The organism is Pseudomonadota bacterium (genome assembly GCA_030859565.1).
Classification (GTDB): domain Bacteria; phylum Pseudomonadota; class Gammaproteobacteria; order JACCXJ01; family JACCXJ01; genus USCg-Taylor.
Genome location: JALZJW010000291.1, coordinates 1 through 2104 on the forward strand (window position 1 = coordinate 1; position 2104 = coordinate 2104).

Consider the following 2104-nt stretch of genomic DNA (forward strand, 5'->3'; position numbering starts at 1 on the left):
CTCGTCGAGCGCGACGAGCGAGCACGTGGCGTCGAAACTGATGCCGACAACCAGTTCAGGACTCACCGCGCCCTTGTCCATTGCCGCGCGCACGGATGTACAGACCGCACTCCAAATGTCACGCGAGGACTGTTCGACATGATCTTCATGCGGGCGAAACATCTGGATCGGATGTTGGGCGGTAGCGACCATGTACCCATGCAAGTCGAAGATCCCTGAACGTGCGCTGCCTGTCCCGACATCCACACCGATCACGTACTCAGGTTCTACACTTTTGTTCATGTTCATTGATCGATCTACCGCACACTGTCCCGGCTCTACACAGCCGCCGTACACTTACGCTCCGGATACAGACTGATCACTACGGCTTGCCGACGGTCGGCCCCTCGACGTTCATCATGCGCGGGAGGCGCTCTTCGACCGGCGGGAGCGGCTTACGAAGCCTGTGGGGGCCCTGCTGGTACCAGTAGGCCACGGTGTAGAAATTATCCGAGCGATGATTGGCATGGCCGTGTTCGATAGTCATCTTAAAGTACTTCTGAAACGGGACCGGCGAGTCCGTATGAAAGCGATAGACCATCCACTTCGACCCGCGGTTGTCCCCGCCATTGACCGGGTTGCCGTAATTTTTGTAAGCGAACGTCGGATACGCTGTGCCGAACGGCGAAATGCCGCAACCGCCATAACACCAAGCGCCGAGGTAGTAATCCTCCGAGCCCGTCCCGGTGATGTAAGGCTTCGCCTTATCGTCAATGAAGATCATTTCGTCGCCTTCGCCCCACCAATCACCCTGATTCTGTAAAATGCTGTGTGTGACGCCGACATAATGCCCGCGCCCTTCGGTTTCAAGGATCGTGTAGTTCTTCGCCCCGTCGAGGTTCGGCTGGTTATTGATCTTGGCATCCGCGTTCAGCGTCCAGTCCGCGGTCCAGCCGGGCGTCGGCGTCGTCTGACGATACTCGGCGTAAAAGTAAGCGACGTCTTCCGGCAGGCTTTGATGCTTTTGCCAGTCGATGTTGTAGTAGAAAGCCGAGATCGCCCGGCTGCCCTCGTTGGTGATCGTGATGCGCGCCGACTTGCGAAACGGCATCGGGAAGTAGCTGTTGAGCGCCTTCTGTGAGCCGACGGAAAGCGGCCCTGACTCATACATAAAGTACTCGCCCAAGCCCAAGCCGAAGAAGTCGCCGATGGGGACTTCGACCGCCGGAAGTTGTTCACCATCCCAGTAGATGCGCAGAACGATCTTCTTTAGATGGTAGTGTTCCGGCGCGTCGATGGTGAACCACATGTGGGTGATGATGCCGGGGCCTTGCGCGTCGCCGATGGTGCGCGTCTCCCCCGGCTTGATGGCGTTCTTCCGCCCCCCGTCATCGTTGGCACCGGCGCGGTCGTAGGAAGAGAGGCGCTCTATCGTGTAGGACTTCATGTACGGCAGGCGGGAAAGGTCGTCCGAGCTTTGCGCGCGGACGCTGATCCCGGTGAGGGTGATCAAGCACAAGACAAACATTGAGCAGACAATAGTGTTTCGCATGAGTCTCCCTTTACTTGGAAAATCGTTTCACTACTCAGGCTTCTTGCCTCGGCTAAAAAGTGATAAGGCCTCTCGGGCTGAGGCCCGTTGTTTTTCGTCATCCGACAAACTTTTATGCTTCGCGAGGTGACGTTCCGCCGCCGCCGCGTCGCCTAGCGCGCGATACGCCCGCATCAGGAGATAGTGAGCGAGCGCATCGTTCGCCGCCGATTTTAAGTATGTGGAAAGCGATTGCACAGCTTTGGCTGGCTGGCCGCGATTCACGTAAATCCTCCCCAGCTCTTTGTGCGCCGCGGGGGGGCTGCCTCCTAAAGCCAGTGCTCGATTGAGCGAAGCTTCGGCGTCTTCTCCCTTGCCCAAGACGATGAGCGCGCGTCCCATGCGATAATGGACTTGCGCGTCATTAGGCCGGAGGAGCAACTCGGCCCGGTATTCTTCCAGCGCCTCTGTTACTCGGCCCTCGCCCATCAACAGGTCGCCAATCTCCCTGTGAATGCCGGCAAGGTCTGGCTTCAGGTTCAGCGCCGCACGATACTCGGCAAGAGCTTCATCCGCTCGCCCCTGAGCCTGAAG

Annotated in this window: 3 protein-coding genes; all 3 read right to left on the bottom strand. The window is 58.3% G+C overall.

Features of this window, described 5'->3' with window-relative positions; all coding sequences use genetic code 11:
• On the bottom strand, window positions 1-288 hold a 288-nt coding region (locus M3436_20915), incomplete at its 3' end, for an FGGY family carbohydrate kinase (protein ID MDQ3566426.1).
• Window positions 289-361: 73 nt separating this feature from the next.
• On the bottom strand, window positions 362-1492 hold the full coding sequence (locus M3436_20920) for a DUF2961 domain-containing protein (protein MDQ3566427.1): 1131 nt from the start codon (window positions 1490-1492) through the stop codon (window positions 362-364).
• Between the two features lie 69 nt (window positions 1493-1561).
• Window positions 1562-2104: tetratricopeptide repeat protein (locus M3436_20925; GenBank protein MDQ3566428.1), on the bottom strand; the 543-nt coding region annotated here is incomplete at its 5' end.